The sequence below is a fragment of the Streptomyces sp. NPDC052040 genome, assembly GCF_044548405.1.
GTDB lineage: Bacteria > Actinomycetota > Actinomycetes > Streptomycetales > Streptomycetaceae > Streptomyces.
Map to the genome: position 1 here is coordinate 243,673 of NZ_JBIUBV010000009.1, position 15,652 is coordinate 259,324.

Sequence of the window (15,652 nt, forward strand, 5' to 3'; positions counted from 1 at the left end):
GCCCGGCCCTGGCGGTCGGCTCGGCCCTGGCGGGTGGGCTCGGCCCTGGCGGGTGGCCCGGCCCTGGCGGGTGGGCTCGGCCCTGGCGGGTGGGCTCGGCCCTGGCGGTCGGCTTGGCCCTGGGGGTTGGCCCGGACCCCCGCCGGGTCGGCAGCTCGCCTGGGTTCCGGCTGGGTTCTGCCTGGGTTCCGGCCGGTAGGCCCGCCCCTGTGGATGGCGCACTTCTGGCGGGTGGCCTGGCCCTGGCGGGTGGCCCAGGGCCCCGCCGGGTCGGCAGCCCGACCGGGTTCCGCCTGGGTTCCGGCCCATAGGCCTGCCCTTGGGGATAGCAGGGCTCTTGCGGATGGCAGGGCCTTGGGGGGTGGCCAGGCCCCCGCCGGGGCGGCAGGCCGACCGGTTTCTGCCCGGGTCCCGGCCGGTAGGCCTGCCTTTGCAGATAGGAGGGCCCTTGCGGAGGTCGCGCTCCCGGCGGTCGGCCCGGCTCTGGCGGTTGGCCCAGGCCCCCGCCGGGGCGGCAGGCCGACCGGGTTCCGCCCAGTTCTGGCCGGGAGCCCGGCCCGGGCGGGTGGCCGCGCCTCGCCGACAGCCTCGCCTCGGCCGGTGGCCCGGGCCCGTCCGGGGTTGGTGGCCGGTCTCGGCCGATGGCTCGGCTCCCGGTCGGGCGGTGGCTCGGCTCCCGGTCGGGCGGGGGCACGGTTGGCCGGTGGCCGGTCCCGGCAGGTGGTCCGGTGGCTCCCTGCCGTAGGGGAGCCGACCGGACGGGGACGACCGGATGGGGGACCGGCCGGATGGGGGCCCGGTCCCGCCCGGGACCGTTGAGCTGCACCCGCCCTGAGCGAGAGGGCCGTTCGGCCGGTCGCAGCGTGTCCGGACCTCGGGGGGACGAATACGTTGATACGGTCACAGGCCCCCCGAACTCGCGGCGGCCGCCGCATCCGTCCGGCAGCCGCCGCCGACTCGCCGTCCTCGGCCCTCCCCGGCCGGTGATCAAGCCCCTGCCAGGAGTTCTCGTGCACAGGCCGTGTGAGTGGATCCGCCGCGACGTCCGACCGGACCCCCCTCACACCCCCCTGCGCCCCTCCGGATCCCCCCTGGCCCCCTCCGAATCCGACGCATCCCCCCTGCGCCGCTCCGCGTCCCCCCTGCGTCCCTCCGCGTCCCCCCTAGGTCCCTCCGCATCCCCCCTGCCGTCCCGTCGCCCCCGCCGGAACGCGCCATGAGGTGGCTGGCCCGCCGCCGGGCCGACAGCCGCCGGACGTCCAAGGTGAGCAGCACGGACCTGCGGGTGCCCGCGCCCCCCGTATGGCTGCGCTGGCTGCCCGCCCTCTATGTGGTGGGGCTGCTGATCCTCGAACCGATCACCCCCGTGCAGTGGCCGGTGAGCTTTCTGCTGATCGCCCTCCCCGTGGTCTCCGCCTACGCCCACGGCCCCGTCTTCGTCGCCGCGGTCACGGTCTTCGCCGTCGCCTTCGAAGCCGTCCTGGCGGGCACCCCCTGCTGCGCGGGCCGGGCCGTCGGCTATGTCGGCGAGCGCCACTACGTGGCGAGCTACATCTCCACCGCGCTCGTCGGGATGCTCGGCACCTTTCTGGCCGCCACCCGAATGCGCCGGGAACGCACCCTCGCCACCGTGCGCTCCGTCGCCGAAGCCGCGCAGAGGGTTTTACTGCGCCCGGTCCCCCGACGCCTCGGCCAGGTGTCCATCGACACGCTCTACCTCTCCGCCGCCGCGGAGGCCCGCATCGGCGGTGACCTCTACGAGGCGGTGCTCACCGCCTACGGGGTACGCCTGCTCATCGGCGATGTGCGGGGCAAGGGTCTCGTCGCGGTGGAGACGGCCGCGACCATGCTCGGCGCCTTCCGCGAGGCCGCCCATGACGAACCCGATCTGTCCGGGGTGGCGCGCCGGGTGGAGCGGAGCATGACCCGCCGGGCCGAACAACTGGAGGGCGACGAGGTGGCGGAGCGCTTCGTCACCGCGGTGTTCGCGGAGATCCCGGAGCACGAGCAGGTGGTCCACATCGTCAACTGCGGCCATCCGCCGCCCCTGCACTTCGGCCGCGACGGGGTCACCGAACTGGAGCCGACCGATCCGTCGCCGCCCATCAACATCGGTGTGATGGTCGGGGACAGCTACCACATGGACGTGGCGCCCTTCAGCCCCGGCGACCAACTGCTGCTCTACACCGACGGAGTAACCGAGACCCGCGCTCCCGAAGGGTCCTTCTACCCGCTCCTGGACCGCGTCCGCTCCTGGGGGCCCATGGCGCCGCAGGACCTCCTCGCGTGTCTGCACCGGGACCTCATCGACTTCAGCGGCGGAAACCTCGACGACGACACCGCCGCCATGGCGGCATACCGCCTCCCCACCGAGCTCACCGGCTGACACACGGACCGGACACCTGCCGCGCACACCCGGCGCCGAGCACGATCCCAACAGACAGCGGCACGATCCCAACAGACAGCGGGCAGACAGCGAGCAGGAGGGACCCGCCCGACGCGAGTCGGCCCGCCGTCCGTATCCCCGGGCCACCATCGGGGCGGGGATACGGACGGCGGGCCGGTCGAAGGCGGCCGCCCCGGCGTTCACCCGCCGTGGGCGGGCTCCTTGCCGTGCGCGGCATGGCGCGGGCGGTACTTGGACGAGACCTGGCCGACGAGTTCCCGGAAGCAGACCAGGGCCGTGATCGGCGGGATGCCGACGATCACCATGGAGAGCGTCGAGTACGAGGAGTGGCTGATGCAGAGGGCCGCCGCGGTGGCGGAGGCGACCACGATGACCCCCCAGGAACGGCGGGCGGTCCGGTGCTGGAGCGCCGCGCGCAGAATGGAGAGGGCCGCCACGAACCACGGTCCGTACACCGTCAGCGGCCACCACTGCGCCAGGGGCGACGGAAGCACCGTCGCGGCGATGGCGCGCAACTGGCCGTACGAATAGGCGGTGGACCACCCCAGCAGGGCCACGGAGCACGCGGCGATCGTGGCGACCAGGAGGGTGATCGGAGTGATCGGCTGACCGCTGTCGAGGACATGGGGCGCCGGGCGGGGCCGCCGCCGCTCGCTCCGGTGCCGATGGTGCCCGTCGAGTGTGACCGGAGCGGGGGCCGGGGCGGTCACGGTGGACAGCATCTGGGCCAGTTCCTCGTCCGGGTCCCAGCCGCTCGGCCCGATGTCCGGGCCGGAGGCGCTCCAGACGGGGCGCACGTCGAAGGGGCCGACCTCGTAGGCCGTCTGCGCCAGCGGATCGTAGTCCGTCCGCAGCGCGAACTGAATGTCGTAGAGGCTCGGCTCGCCTTGAAGCCTGTCCATTCTCTAGCTCCTCCGCGCCCCTCGCTCAGGCGGTTCCGTTGAAAGCGCGCAGGTATTCATTTTCCATCTGGCCGATCTTCTTGAGGAAGTCCTCGAGAAGATCCGAGCAGCCCTTGACGCGCAGTTCGCCGATCACCGAGTCATGCCATGCGGCCCCGGTCCTGGCGGGGATCTGATCTTCGGGTTCGTTCCAAGTCACGATGACCTAACGAGCGCCAACCGCCCCGGGCTATCCGGCATTCGAGGGAATGGAATGATGAAGAAACGTTCCTCCAGTCGGATGACCGTACCCGCCCGGCGTAATTCCCCATAGGCGTCCAACCATATATATCCGTCATGGCATTTACTGCTGTGCAGCCCGGACCCGGACCCGGACCCGGACCCGGACCCGGACCCGGACCCGGACCCGGACCCGGACCCGGACCCGGACCCGGACGCGGGCGACCGGGAGCCGGGGCCCGGCGTCGTGCGGTCTCAGTGGGGGAGTGTGGCCGGGCTGCCGCCGTTGGCCTCGAAGCCCGCCACCGCCAGGGCCCGGTACACCGTGTAGTCCGCGGCCGGGTCCGCCGTCAGGGTCCAGGGCAGCGCGCCCACATGGCCGTCGATGTGGACCAGCTGGGCCATCGCCTCCGCCCAGCGCTCGCCCTGGACGAGGAAGAACACCAGCAGGTGGCGGACATGGGCGAGCATCGGGTCGTCGGCGCGAGCCGACTGGACGGCGTAGAGCGCGCCGTGGACCGCCCTGGTCACGACCTCACTGCGGTGGAAACCGCTCACCAGGTTCACCTCGGGCAGGTGCTCGAAAACCGCGAAGAGGGGCATCGCGGCCAGCAGCGAGCCGCGCGGTGCCCGGGCCGCGGCCGCCTCCGCGAAGGAGTACGCCAGCTCCCGTGAGCCGTGCCACTTCTCGCACCAGTAGTGCAGGGCCGCCAGATGGGCTCCCATATGGGCGGGCGCACGGTCGAGTATCTTCAGCCACAGCTGCTCGAACTCCGGCTGCGAGTAGCCCAGTCCGCGGGCGACCGACAGCTCGACGATGTACGGGACCGGGTCACCGGGGGCCAGCAGCGCCGCCTCCCCGCACGCCGACCTCGCCTCCTCCATGATGATCCGGAAGTCGTCGCTCCCCGGGGTCGACGTACGCCACGCCTGCTGCACCAGGAACTCCGCGTGGACCGCCGCACCGCCCGCGTCCTTCGGGTCCTCGGCCCTCCACACCCGCAGCCACTGGCCGCCCGGCGTCTCGCTCACCCCGCCGGGCCGCTGCTGGAGCTCCAGGGACGCGGCTCCCGCGAAGGCCTGCACCCGCTGCCAGCGCGTCTCGCCCGCCGCCTCCGTCCCGGCCAGCAGTTGGGCCGCCGCGCGGTAGTCCTGGGTGTGCTGCACCACGTCCAGGACGTCCAGCAGATCCTGGTCGGGGCCCGGCATCCGGATGTCCAGCTCCTCCTGTCGCGCAAAGCCGTAGTCCGCCGGGTCCGCCGCGTCCGGGTCGCCCGGCGCGACCTGCTGAATGCCCGACCGGCCGCGCTTGAGGACGGGCAGCAGAACCATGCTGAACAGGGCCAGCGCCATCAGGACCCAGAGAATCGCCATGCCTCAAGCGAACCAGACGAGCCGGATTCCGCGCCAACCCGTCGCGGAACCTGTGGAAAACTCACCGCGCGGGCCGCCCCGCACCGATATTTACGTCATGTGCCCGTCATCCCATCCGGGCCCTTGGCGCACTACCCTCGGTGCTCATGAGTGACAGGCACATCAGCGAACACTTTGAGACCCTCGCGATTCACGCGGGGAACACCGCCGACCCCCTGACCGGTGCGGTCGTCCCGCCGATCTACCAGGTCTCCACCTACAAGCAGGACGGCGTCGGCGGCCTGCGCGGCGGCTACGAGTACAGCCGCAGCGCCAACCCCACCCGGACCGCCCTGGAGGAGAACCTCGCCGCCCTGGAGGGCGGCAGCCGCGGCCTCGCCTTCGCGTCGGGACTGGCGGCCGAGGACTGCCTGTTGCGTACGCTGCTCGGCCCCGGGGACCACGTGGTCATCCCGAACGACGCGTACGGCGGCACGTTCCGCCTGTTCGCCAAGGTCGTCTCCCGGTGGGGGGTGGAGTGGTCGGTCGCCGACACCAGCGATCCGTCCGCCGTACGGGCCGCCCTCACCCCGAAGACCAAGGCCGTGTGGGTGGAGACCCCCTCCAACCCGCTGCTCGGCATCACCGACATCGCCGCCGTGGCCCAGGTCGCCCATGAGGCGGGCGCCCGGCTCGTCGTCGACAACACCTTCGCCACCCCCTACCTCCAGCAGCCGCTGTCGCTCGGCGCGGACGTCGTCCTGCACTCCCTCACCAAGTACATGGGCGGCCACTCCGACGTCGTCGGCGGTGCGCTGATCGTGAACGACCAGGAGCTGGGCGAGCAGCTCGCGTTCCACCAGAACGCGATGGGCGCCGTCGCCGGCCCCTTCGACTCCTGGCTGGTGCTGCGCGGCACCAAGACGCTCGCCGTCCGCATGGACCGGCACAGCGAGAACGCGACGAAGATCGCCGACATGCTCACCCGGCACGCGCGCGTCACCAGCGTGCTCTACCCGGGGCTGCCGGAGCACCCCGGGCACGAGGTGGCCGCGAAGCAGATGAGGGCGTTCGGCGGCATGATCTCCTTCCGCGTCGAGGGCGGCGAGGAGGCGGCGGTCCAGGTCTGCAATCGCGCGAAGGTGTTCACCCTGGGCGAGTCCCTCGGCGGTGTCGAGTCGCTGATCGAGCACCCGGGACGCATGACCCACGCCTCCACGGCCGGCTCGGCCCTGGAGGTCCCCGCCGACCTGGTCCGCCTGTCGGTGGGCATCGAGAACGTGGACGACCTCCTGGAAGACCTCCAGCAGGCGCTGGGCTGATACGGGACGACCGGCCGCCCCGCCCGCCGCACACCCGCCGGGCGGGGCGGCCGGTCACCTGGTGCGGTCCCGGGTCCCAGGCCCGACCGGGGGCCCGGGCCGACGCCCCGGCCTCACCAGTCGCTGATCGGCGGAGTCGTCGTCGACGGCGGTTCCACCCAGGGGCGCGCGACCGACGCCCAGACCAGGAAGGCGACGGCCGCGGCGAGCAGCGCCAGCCACAGCAGACGGCGTGCCGCTGCCCTGCGGCGCCGCATACGGCCGCCGCGCCGGACCGCCTCCGCGTGCAGACCGGACGGCACCGGCGGCGGCGTCCGCTCCAGCAGCCGCCGTACGGCGGCCTCCCGCTCGGGCAGATTCACCGGCCCCCTCCCTCCAGCGCCCCGCCCCGCACCACGGACGACGGAGTCACCCCCGCCCCCGGCCCTGCGGGAGCCGGACCCTTCGGCGGGTGGAGGAGCGTCGCCGTGGCGCGGGCGCACAGGCCGCGGACCCGGTCGGCGGGCAGGCCCAGCAGTGCCGCCGTCTGTTCCTCGGCGACACCCTCGTAGAGCCGGAGGACGAGGACCAGCCGTTCCTGGGGAGCCAGAGCGGAGAGGACGCTGCCCGGGGCGGGCCGGTGGCGGCCGAGCGGTCCGTACCGGTGCCAGACCGTGTGCGCGAAGCGGGTGGCGAGCCGACGGCGGGCCAGGTCGTAGGGGTCCTCGCCGTGCAGCCGCTCCCAGGAGGCGTAGGTCTCGGCGAGGGCCAGGATCAGCAGGCGCCGGGCGCGCGGATTGTCGCGGGGAGCCTCGGCGGTCAGCAGGGTGGCGGCATGCAGCAGCCGCCCGGAGGCACCCGCCACAAAGGCCTCGAACTCCCTTTCCCGGCGGGCGGATTGGATCACACGCCGTTCTCGCACCGCGCCTCCTGCCCGAGGGTGAACCCGAAGCAAACCCTGGGATCCGGCCCGTACGACTCCGTACGACAGGCACCCGGTCTCATGGGAAACCGGTCGCGCGCCCCGGTCAAGAGCCGGGACGCACCCCCTTCGCCCAGTCGTACGCCCCCGGCGGCGTCAGGACACCGGCCGCGACTCCGCCACCGGGAGCCCCTGGGCGGACTGCCGGGTGGAGAGGGCCGTGTTGAAACGGGTGAGGAGACCGCAGAACTCCTCGCGCTCCTCCGGCGTCCAGTCGTGCGTCAGCTCGGCCATCAACTGGCGCCTGGAGGAACGCACTTCCTCCAGCCGCGTCAGCCCGCGCGGGGAGAGCTGGAGCACCACGGCGCGGCCGTCCTCCGGGTGCGAGGTGCGCTTGACGAGACCGGTGTCGACCAGCGGGGCCACCTGCCGGGTCACCGTCGAGGAGTCGATGCCCATGCTCGCCGCGAGCGCCTTGACGCCCATCGGACCCTCCTTGTCGAGGCGATTGAGCAGCAGATACGCGGCGCGGTCCATGGAATTGCGCACCTGACCGACCCCGCCGAGCCGCGTCTGTTCGGCACGGCGTGCGAACACCGCGACCTCGTGCTGCAACGTGTCCAGAAGACCGGGATCAGCGACGGTCGTCATGTCCATCGACATATCAGGCGTTGTGGGCATGGCCGGAGGCTCACTTCATGCGTGGGGAGCGGGGTTGGGGGACAGGGTACGCGGCCGGGGCGCGGGCCGTACTGGGGCTGCCCAAACCCGTCCCGCGCCTTGGTCACACCCGGCCCGGACGGGCGTGAACTGCGAGACTGGTGGTCATGAGGTACAGCACGGCCGCCCCTCTGTCGTCGGTGACGCTGGACGACGTACGAGGCGCTCAGAAAATGCTCTCGGGCGTGGCGCGCGTCACCGCCATGGAGGGCAGCAGATATCTGTCCGGGCTGCTCGGTGTTCCGGTGCAGCTCAAGTGCGAGAACCTCCAGCGGGCCGGGTCCTTCAAGCTGCGCGGCGCCTATGTGCGGATCGCCGGGCTGCTGCCGGAGGAGCGGGCCGCCGGTGTGGTGGCCGCGAGCGCCGGGAACCACGCGCAGGGCGTGGCGCTGGCGTCGTCGCTGCTCGGGGTGCACGCCACCGTGTTCATGCCGAAGGGCGCGCCGCTGCCCAAGATCAGCGCCACCCAGGACTACGGCGCCGAGGTGCGGCTGCACGGCCAGGTCGTCGACGAGACGCTGGCCGCGGCCGAGGAGTACGCGGCCGAGACGGGCGCGGTGTTCATCCACCCCTTCGACCATCCCGACATCATCGCGGGCCAGGGCACGGTCGGCCTGGAGATCCTGGAGCAGTGCCCGCAGGTGCGCACGATCGTCGTCGGGATCGGCGGCGGCGGGCTCGCGGCCGGTATCGCGGTCGCGGTGAAGGAACTGCGCCCCGACGTGCGGATCATCGGTGTGCAGGCCGAGGGCTCGGCCGCGTACCCGCCCTCGCTGGCGGCCGGACGGCCCCTGGCGATCGAGAACCCGGTGACGATGGCCGACGGCATCAAGGTGGGACGCCCGGGCGATGTCCCGTTCGGGATCGTCAGGGAGCTGGTGGACGAGGTCCGCACGGTCACCGAGGCCCAGCTGTCCACCGCGCTGCTGCTGTGTCTGGAGCGCGCCAAGCTGGTCGTCGAGCCGGCCGGGGCGAGCCCCGTCGCGGCGCTCCTCGGCGGCCTCGGCGAGGTAGAGGGCCCGGTCGTGGCGGTGCTGTCCGGCGGCAATGTCGACCCGGTGCTGCTCCAGCGCGTGCTACGGCACGGCATGGCCGCCCAGGGCCGCTATCTGGCCGTACGGCTGCGGCTGACGGACCGGCCCGGGGTGCTGGCCGGGCTGCTCGGGGTGCTGTCGGCGGCGGACGCGAACGTCCTGGACGTCAGCCATGTGCGCACCGACCCGCGGCTGGGGCTCACCGAGGCCGAGGTGGAACTGCACCTGGAGACCAAGGGCCCGGCCCACTGCGCGGAGGTCGACCGGGCCCTGCGGGAGGCCGGGTACACGGTCATCGACTGAGTCCCGGTCGCACGGCCACCGGCCGCCGGACCCGATCTGCGGCCGTACGCCGCCGGGCCCGCTCCGGGGGTGGGGGCCGTACGCCGCCGGGCCCGCTCCGGGGGTGGGGGCGGTACGACGCGACCCCGGCGCCTGAGCGGCGCCGGGGTCGCGTGGGGTCCCGGTTCTCGGCCGGGGCGGGGCTCGTCAGCCGGAGTACGGCTCGGCCTTCAGGATCTTCACCGCGGCCTTCTTGCCGTTCGGCAGCTCGTACTCGGCGTCCTCGCCGACCTTCTTGCCGATCACGCCCGACCCCAGCGGGGACTGCGGCGAGTAGGTCTCGATGTCGGAGCTCGCGTACTCGCGGGACGCCAGCAGGAAGGCCATGGTGTCGTCCTCGTCACCGTCGAAGGCGATGGTCACGACCATGCCGGGCGCCACGGCGCCGTCGGCGGCGGGAGCCTCGCCGACCTTGGCGTTCTCCAGGAGCTGGGTCAGCTGGCGCACCCGGAGCTCCTGCTTGCCCTGCTCCTCCTTGGCCGCGTGGTACCCGCCGTTCTCGCGCAGGTCGCCCTCCTCGCGCGCGGCGGCGATCTTCGCCGTGATCTCCGAGCGCGCGGGACCAGAAAGGTACTCCAGCTCGGCCTTGAGCTGGTTGTACGCCTCCTGAGTCAGCCAGGTGACGTTCTCGCTGGTCTGGGTCACGGGTGCTCCTCGTCGGTACTGGGAATACAAAGCATCGCCCTACCCAGAAGAATGTGCCTTCACAGGTGGGCGAAACCACGAGCCTAACAATTCAGCGGCAAAAGGGGGAGGACATAAGCCATCAGAATTGCGACAACGCAGGTCAGCGGGGGTGTGACGCGGGCCGGCGTCAGTCGACGCCAGTCGCCGTCAGTCGGCGTGGCAGCCGAGCAGCTCCGCCGTGGTGCCCCTGGCGGTGGTCCGGAGCGTGACCACCCGGTCGATGCGCGTCGAGCGGCCGTCGAACCGGAAGTCGGCGCGGCCCACCTCGGCGCCGTCCGCCGACTGGGAGCGCACGGTGCAGTAGCCGTTCGTGTCCGCGTCCTTGTGGACCTCAAGGTGGATCTTGACCGCGTCCGCGGAGGTGTCGAAGGTGATCACCTCGGCGCTGATCTTGTTCTCCACTACATAGTGGTACGCGAACCAGCCGACGACCACGAGCAGCAGCGCGCCCAGCACACCGCCGGTGATGCGGAGGGTGCGGTCGGCGCGCTCGTCCCCGGAGCGGCCGTAGCGGCCTTCGGGCAGTCGCGTGCTCGCCGTACTCATCACAGTCCTCTCGGCAGGAACCGGGGCAAACGTCCCGGAAGGGGCTCTCCGGGATCGGACCCGGAATTATTCGCCCCCCGATTCGGTCACTATAGAAGCCGCCCGATACGCCGATTCACACGGGCGCCGACTTGCCGAGTTACTGAGGATCGAGTCTTGACTGACCAACTGCGACTGATGGCTGTCCACGCCCACCCCGACGACGAGTCGAGCAAGGGCGCGGCCACCATGGCCAAGTACGTGTCCGAGGGGGTGGACGTGCTGGTCGTGACCTGCACGGGCGGGGAACGCGGCTCCATCCTCAATCCCAAGCTCCAGGGCGACACCTACATCGAGGAGCACATCCACGAGGTGCGCAAGAAGGAGATGGACGAGGCGAGGGAGATCCTCGGCGTCCGCCAGGAGTGGCTGGGCTTCGTCGACTCCGGCCTGCCCGAGGGCGACCCGCTGCCTCCGCTTCCCGAGGGCTGCTTCGCCCTGGAGGACGTCGACAAGGCGGCCGGGGAGCTGGTCCGCAAGATCCGCGCGTTCCGTCCCCAGGTGATCACCACCTATGACGAGAACGGCGGCTACCCGCACCCCGACCACATCATGACCCACAAGATCTCGATGGTGGCGTTCGAGGGCGCGGCGGACACCGAGACCTATCCGGAGGCGGAGTTCGGCCCGGCGTGGCAGCCGCTGAAGCTCTACTACAACCAGGGCTTCAACCGCCCCCGCACCGAGGCCCTGCACCAGGCGCTGCTGGACCGCGGCCTGGAGTCGCCCTACGGGGACTGGCTCAAGCGGTGGGACGAGTTCGAGCGTGTCGAGCGCACCCTGACCACCCATGTTCCGTGCGCGGACTTCTTCGAGACCCGTGACAAGGCGCTGATCGCGCACGCCACCCAGATCGACCCCGACGGCGGCTGGTTCCGCGTCCCGATGGAGCTCCAGAAGGAGGTCTGGCCGACGGAGGAGTACGAGCTGGCGAAGTCGCTCGTGGACACCTCGCTGCCGGAGGACGACCTCTTTGCAGGCATCCGCTAGCCCTGAGGGACAATGCCTGACATGAGTGCAAGCGTGAGCCTGGCAGTGACGCACCTGCTCCCCCTCGCCGAGGTGGACGAGAACAAGGTCACCCCCGGCGTCCTCGGCTTCATCGTCTTCGCGGCGATGGCGCTGGCCGTGTGGCGTCTGATGAAGTCCATGAGCAAGCACATGGGCAAGGTCGACTTCGAGGAGCCCGACACCGCAGACGCGGGCGCCGCGAAGAAGGGCCCGGGCACCCCCGAGGCCCAGCAGGGCTGACCCCCGCCCCTGCCCCACCGGTCCCGCGGTGCCGCGAACGGTCCCCCTCCGCCTCGGCACCGCCGGACCGTTCCGTGCTGCCCGGACGTGCCCGCTTCCTCCTTGTCGGGGGGCGCGGGTCACGCAGCGGGGACGGGCCCGCCCGGCCGGAAACGCTCCACCCCGACGATGTGCCGCACCTTGAGCGGACGCACGACCACCGCGACCCGCTGCTCGCCGGGCATGATCCACTCGAAGCGCTCGCTGCCCAGGTATTTGCGGGCCAGCCGGTCCATCCGGTCGTGGGCCTCCGCCCCCTCGATGAACCGTGACACCACACCGCTGATCTGTACGCGGTCAAAGGGGTCGGCGGCGTCCGCGTGCGAGAGATACACGCGGGGGTCGCGGCGCAGGTTCTCCTCCTTCACCCGCCCCACCGAGGTGTTGAACATCAGTTCCCCCTCCCCCTCCAGATCCACCCACATCGGGCTGACCTGCGGTGCTCCATCGGCAAAAACGGTGCCGACGTACCAGATATTGGGAGCTTGCAGCCGAGCGCGGACGGCGTCGTCGAATGTCGCAGTCATCCCGCGAGGCTACCAACCATGATCCACTTGTGCTGTCCCGTCAGATGACGGCTCATGAGCGCGGTTCGGCCAGGTGAGGCAGAGCCCGTGCGGGCTCCGCGAACGGGTTGGGCGCTGTGAGAGGCTGGGCCGTATGAACCGGTTGGCTGGTGTGACCTCGCCGTATCTGCTTCAGCACGCCGACAATCCCGTCGACTGGTGGCCCTGGACGCCGGAGGCCTTCGAGGAAGCGCGGCGGCGTGATGTACCCGTGCTGCTGTCGGTCGGTTACTCCGCGTGCCACTGGTGTCATGTCATGGCGCACGAATCCTTCGAGGACCCGGAGACCGCGGCCTACCTCAACGAGCACTTCGTCAGTGTCAAGGTCGACCGCGAGGAGCGGCCCGACGTCGACGCCGTGTACATGGAGGCCGTCCAGGCGGCCACCGGTCAGGGCGGCTGGCCCATGACCGTCTTCCTCACCCCGGACGCCGAGCCCTTCTACTTCGGCACGTACTTCCCGCCCGCCCCCCGCCACGGCATGCCCTCCTTCCAGCAGGTGCTCCAGGGGGTCCAGCAGGCGTGGGCCGACCGCCGGGAGGAAGTGGGCGAGGTCGCCGGGAAGATCGTGCGGGATCTCGCCGGGCGGGAGTTCCAGTACGGCGACACCCGCACCCCCGGCGAGGAGGAACTCGCCCAGGCCCTGCTCGGCCTCACCCGTGAGTACGACCCGCAGCGCGGCGGCTTCGGCGGCGCCCCCAAGTTCCCGCCGTCCATGGTCCTGGAGTTCCTCCTGCGCCACCATGCCCGCACCGGCTCCGAGGGCGCCCTCCAGATGGCGCAGGACACCTGTGAGCGCATGGCGCGCGGTGGCATCTACGACCAGCTCGGCGGCGGCTTCGCCCGCTACTCCGTGGACCGCGACTGGGTCGTGCCGCACTTCGAGAAGATGCTCTACGACAACGCGCTGCTCTGCCGGGTGTACGCGCATCTGTGGCGGGCCACCGGCTCCGATCTCGCCCGCCGGGTCGCACTGGAGACCGCCGACTTCATGGTGCGTGAGCTGCGCACCCCGGAGGGCGGGTTCGCCTCCGCGCTCGACGCCGACAGCGACGACGGCAGCGGCCGCCACACCGAGGGCGCCTTCTACGTATGGACGCCCGCGCAGCTCGCGGAGGTCCTCGGCCCCGAGGACGCCGAGCTCGCCGCCCGGTACTTCGGCGTCACCGAGGAGGGCACCTTCGAGCACGGGGCGTCCGTCCTCCAGCTCCCGCAGGACGAGGGCCTGTCCGACGCGGGAAGAATCGATTCCGTCAGGCGCAGGCTCGTCGAGGCGCGGGCCGGGCGCCCGGCCCCGGGGCGCGACGACAAGGTGGTCGCCGCCTGGAACGGGCTGGCCGTCGCCGCCCTCGCGGAGACCGGCGCCTACTTCGACCGCCCGGACCTTGTGGACGCCGCGATCGGCGCCGCCGACCTCCTCGTACGCCTGCATCTGGACGAGCACGCCCGGCTCGTCCGCACCTCGCGGGACGGCCGGGCGGGGGCCAACGCGGGCGTGCTGGAGGACTACGCCGACACCGCCGAGGGCTTCCTCGCGCTCGCCTCCGTCACCGGTGAGGGCGTCTGGCTGGAGTTCGCCGGGCTGCTGCTCGACCATGTGCTGACCCAGTTCACCGACGGAAGCGGGACGTTGTACGACACCGCCGCCGACGCCGAGAAGCTCATCCGCCGTCCCCAGGACCCCACCGACAACGCCACCCCCTCCGGCTGGACCGCCGCCGCGGGCGCCCTGCTGTCCTATGCCGCCCAGACCGGCGCCGAGGCCCATCGCACGGCCGCGGAAAGGGCGTTGGGTGTGGTCCGGGCGCTCGGTCCGCGGGTGCCCCGCTTCATCGGCTGGGGGCTCGCCGTCGCGGAGGCGCTCCTCGACGGCCCCCGGGAGGTGGCGATCGTCGGTCCGGCCGTCGACGACCCGGCGACCAGGACACTGCATCGCGCGGCTTTGCTGGGCACCGCCCCGGGCGCGGTGGTGGCCGTGGGCACTCCGGGCAGTGACGAGTTCCCGCTCCTCGCCGAGCGGGTACCGGTGGGCGGCCGCCCCACCGCGTATGTCTGCCGCCACTTCGTCTGCGAGGCGCCGACCACGGACCCCGGGCAGCTCCGCCGGGCACTCGAAGACTGAGCCGCGAGCGGCGGGCCGCGGCACCGGCCCCCGCGCGGCCCGGCCCCCTGTCAGGGCCGACGCCCGCCCCGGCCTCAGGGTCTGCGCCCGGCCTGCCTTCAGGGCCTGCGCCCGGCCTCAGCGGACGCGCCCCGAGGCTTACGCCCGGCCCCGAGACCTACGCTCGGCCCCAGGGTCTGGCCCGGCCTCAGCGGATGTCGGCCCGAGGCTTACGCCTGGCCCCTGGCTCCTTGGCTTACGCCTGTCCCCGAGGTCTGCGCCCGACCCCAGCCGACGTCGGCCCGAGGCTTACGCCCGGCCCCGCCACAGGCGCGACGCCCGGGCCGGGCTCAAGGCCGACGCCCGGCCTCAGCCGATGCCGACCCCGAGGCCCACGCCCGCCCCCGCCCCTGCCCCTAAGCCCGGCTGGGGAACTCCGTCAGTGCGCGGTCCACGATTGCCTCCAGGCGGTCGTGGTGGGCGCCCTTCCAGTAGGCGCGGCCGCAGGCGGGGCAGCACGCGAAGACGTCGTACGAGCGACGTGTGCCGTGTTCGAGCCGGTCGGCCACCTCGTCCTTGGTCGCCTCGCGCAGCAGCCCGTTGCAGGCGGTGCACCGGGTCCAGGGGTGCAGCGCGGGTGCGAACCGGTCGAGCACGTCCCGGAGCTGCTCGTCCGGCTGGGTGCTGTAGACGAAGGCGCCCGCCCACAGCTCGCGGCGGCGCAGCAGGCCCCGGTCGCGGCTGAGCATCACCCGCTGCTCGGCGGCCGAGCGGGCGGCGAGGGCCGGGTCGCCGATGTCGGTCGACTCATAGGCCGCGTCCACGCCGAGTAGCCGCAGCCGACGGGCCAGGGTGCCGAGGTGGACGTCCAGCAGGAAGCGCAGCGGTGCCCCGGGCACCTCCTGCGGGCGCCCGACCGGGCAGACCTCGACGTGTTCGCCCGCGGCCGGGATGTGGGAGAAGGGCGAGGACCTGCCGTCCACCAGGAGCGTCCCGACCTCGGTCAGCGGCACGCCCAGCGACTCGACGACATGACCGAGCGTGGAGACGCCGTCGGTGACGACCGCGGTGGCGCGTCCGCGGCGCGCCTGCGGGAGGAAGACGGCCAGTTCGGGGGAGAACTCGACATGGATCTCGGGTCCGTTCACCGGCTCAGGATGACATGCGGAACCCGCCCGCGGCCTCCGGGTTTCGGGCCCGGCCACGGGCGGGTCCCGCACGGC

Annotated in this window: 16 protein-coding genes; 6 read left to right on the plus strand and 10 right to left on the minus strand. The window is 72.3% G+C overall.

The genetic code is table 11. From position 1 onward, the window contains the following. Positions 1-1,216: 1,216 nt before the first annotated feature. Entirely contained in the window at positions 1,217-2,386 is a 1,170-nt protein-coding gene (locus ACIHAA_RS20235) for a PP2C family protein-serine/threonine phosphatase (RefSeq protein ID WP_399818946.1), read from the plus strand. Between the two features lie 200 nt (positions 2,387-2,586). On the opposite strand, the gene ACIHAA_RS20240 is transcribed toward ACIHAA_RS20235, so the two are convergent. The 3 genes from ACIHAA_RS20240 to ACIHAA_RS20250 all read right to left on the minus strand — a co-directional run bounded on the left by ACIHAA_RS20240 (position 2,587) and on the right by ACIHAA_RS20250 (position 4,902). After that, entirely contained in the window at positions 2,587-3,309 is a 723-nt protein-coding gene (locus tag ACIHAA_RS20240; protein ID WP_399818948.1) for a DUF2637 domain-containing protein, read from the minus strand. 25 nt (positions 3,310-3,334) lie between these two features. Then, entirely contained in the window at positions 3,335-3,508 is a 174-nt protein-coding gene (locus ACIHAA_RS20245) for a hypothetical protein (protein WP_399818950.1), read from the minus strand. A gap of 275 nt (positions 3,509-3,783) precedes the next feature. After that, entirely contained in the window at positions 3,784-4,902 is a 1,119-nt protein-coding gene (locus ACIHAA_RS20250) for a hypothetical protein (protein WP_399818952.1), read from the minus strand. 146 nt (positions 4,903-5,048) lie between these two features. On the opposite strand from ACIHAA_RS20250, the gene ACIHAA_RS20255 reads away from it, so the two are divergent. Further along, entirely contained in the window at positions 5,049-6,203 is a 1,155-nt protein-coding gene (locus tag ACIHAA_RS20255) for a cystathionine gamma-synthase (protein ID WP_399818953.1), read from the plus strand. Between the two features lie 113 nt (positions 6,204-6,316). On the opposite strand, the gene ACIHAA_RS20260 is transcribed toward ACIHAA_RS20255, so the two are convergent. The 3 genes from ACIHAA_RS20260 to ACIHAA_RS20270 all read right to left on the minus strand — a co-directional run bounded on the left by ACIHAA_RS20260 (position 6,317) and on the right by ACIHAA_RS20270 (position 7,767). Further along, positions 6,317-6,565: a hypothetical protein gene (locus ACIHAA_RS20260; RefSeq protein ID WP_399818955.1), complete on the minus strand. Its 249-nt coding sequence runs from the start codon at positions 6,563-6,565 to the stop codon at positions 6,317-6,319. Next, the gene (locus ACIHAA_RS20265; protein ID WP_399818957.1) at positions 6,562-7,104 is read right to left on the minus strand and encodes a sigma factor-like helix-turn-helix DNA-binding protein; all 543 of its coding nucleotides are present in this window, start codon (positions 7,102-7,104) and stop codon (positions 6,562-6,564) included. The genes ACIHAA_RS20260 and ACIHAA_RS20265 overlap by 4 nt, the downstream gene beginning before the upstream one ends. A 156-nt stretch (positions 7,105-7,260) precedes the next feature. Then, positions 7,261-7,767, minus strand: coding sequence for a MarR family winged helix-turn-helix transcriptional regulator (locus ACIHAA_RS20270; RefSeq protein WP_399819098.1), 507 nt, complete (start codon positions 7,765-7,767; stop codon positions 7,261-7,263). Positions 7,768-7,931: 164 nt separating this feature from the next. On the opposite strand from ACIHAA_RS20270, the gene ilvA reads away from it, so the two are divergent. After that, a complete protein-coding gene (gene ilvA / locus ACIHAA_RS20275) occupies positions 7,932-9,161 on the plus strand; it encodes a threonine ammonia-lyase (RefSeq protein ID WP_399818959.1) in 1,230 nt (409 codons plus the stop codon). Between the two features lie 186 nt (positions 9,162-9,347). On the opposite strand, the gene greA is transcribed toward ilvA, so the two are convergent. Both greA and ACIHAA_RS20285 read right to left on the minus strand, forming a co-directional pair. Then, positions 9,348-9,845: a transcription elongation factor GreA gene (greA, locus tag ACIHAA_RS20280; RefSeq protein ID WP_399818961.1), complete on the minus strand. Its 498-nt coding sequence runs from the start codon at positions 9,843-9,845 to the stop codon at positions 9,348-9,350. Between the two features lie 189 nt (positions 9,846-10,034). Then, positions 10,035-10,433, minus strand: coding sequence for a DUF4307 domain-containing protein (locus ACIHAA_RS20285; protein ID WP_399818964.1), 399 nt, complete (start codon positions 10,431-10,433; stop codon positions 10,035-10,037). Positions 10,434-10,589: 156 nt separating this feature from the next. Between ACIHAA_RS20285 and mca the strand changes: the two genes are divergently transcribed. Together mca and ACIHAA_RS20295 are read left to right on the plus strand one after the other, a co-directional pair. Further along, complete coding sequence (mca, locus tag ACIHAA_RS20290) at positions 10,590-11,462, plus strand: mycothiol conjugate amidase Mca (protein ID WP_399818966.1); 873 nt, start codon at positions 10,590-10,592, stop codon at positions 11,460-11,462. Between the two features lie 12 nt (positions 11,463-11,474). Continuing rightward, entirely contained in the window at positions 11,475-11,723 is a 249-nt protein-coding gene (locus ACIHAA_RS20295) for a hypothetical protein (RefSeq protein ID WP_399818969.1), read from the plus strand. Positions 11,724-11,842: 119 nt separating this feature from the next. Here ACIHAA_RS20295 and ACIHAA_RS20300 read toward each other — a convergent pair whose 3' ends face one another. Beyond that, positions 11,843-12,289 (minus strand): TIGR03618 family F420-dependent PPOX class oxidoreductase, encoded by a 447-nt coding sequence (locus tag ACIHAA_RS20300; protein ID WP_399818971.1) that lies wholly within the window; start codon positions 12,287-12,289, stop codon positions 11,843-11,845. A 133-nt stretch (positions 12,290-12,422) separates the two neighbouring features. On the opposite strand from ACIHAA_RS20300, the gene ACIHAA_RS20305 reads away from it, so the two are divergent. Further along, positions 12,423-14,450, plus strand: a complete 2,028-nt coding sequence (locus ACIHAA_RS20305; protein WP_399818973.1) for a thioredoxin domain-containing protein — start codon at positions 12,423-12,425, stop codon at positions 14,448-14,450. A 395-nt stretch (positions 14,451-14,845) separates the two neighbouring features. On the opposite strand, the gene ACIHAA_RS20310 is transcribed toward ACIHAA_RS20305, so the two are convergent. Then, on the minus strand, positions 14,846-15,577 hold the full coding sequence (locus tag ACIHAA_RS20310; protein ID WP_399818974.1) for a Mut7-C RNAse domain-containing protein: 732 nt from the start codon (positions 15,575-15,577) through the stop codon (positions 14,846-14,848). Positions 15,578-15,652: the final 75 nt, after the last annotated feature.